The sequence below is a fragment of the Streptomyces sp. T39 genome, from assembly GCF_008042045.1.
In the GTDB taxonomy this organism is placed as follows: Bacteria; Actinomycetota; Actinomycetes; order Streptomycetales; family Streptomycetaceae; genus Streptomyces.
On sequence record NZ_RDBP01000091.1, the window covers coordinates 1 to 703 of the forward strand.

Consider the following 703-nt stretch of genomic DNA (forward strand, 5'->3'; position numbering starts at 1 on the left):
CCTGGCGAGGGACCACCGCGTCATCGCCTACGACCAGCGCGGCCACGGCCGCACCCCGCTCGCGGACGTCGGCACCGAGCGGCTCGCCGACGACCTGGAGGCCGTGCTCACGGCCGTCCTCGCCCCCGGTGAGAAGGCCGTCGTCGCGGGCCACTCCATGGGCGGCATGACCATGATGGCCGCCGCCTCCCGGCCGGCCTTCCGCGAGCACACGGCCGCCGCACTGCTGTGCAGCACGGGCAGCGCCCGGCTCGTCGACGAGTCGCTGGTGCTGCCGATGCGGGCGGGCCGGGCGCGGACCCGGCTCACCCACCTCGTCCTCGGCGCGCGGGCCCCGCTCGGCCCGGTCACTCCGCTCTCCCGGCGCATCCTCCGCTACGGGACGATGGGGCCGGGATCCGCGCCCGAGCGGGTGGACCAGTGCTCCCGGATCGTGCACGCCTGCCCGCGTGCCGCCCGGGTGGCCTGGTCGCGGGTGCTCGGCGAGCTCGACCTGGACGAGGGCGTACGGGCGCTCGACGTGCCCACGGTGGTCGTCGCCGGCACGGCGGACCGGCTGACCCCGCTGGTGCACGCCAAGCGCCTCGCCCTCGACCTCCCGCAGTGCCTCGAACTCGTCGAGCTCGCGGGCATGGGCCACATGACCCCCGTCGAGGCCCCCGAGGCCGTCACCGCCAAGCTCCGTGAGCTCGCCGCCGCGTAC

Annotated in this window: 1 protein-coding gene; it reads left to right on the top strand. The window is 76.7% G+C overall.

The features are described from left to right. Positions 1-703, top strand: a 703-nt coding sequence (locus EAO77_RS35435) for an alpha/beta fold hydrolase (protein WP_147992431.1), incomplete at both ends; no start/stop codon positions are given.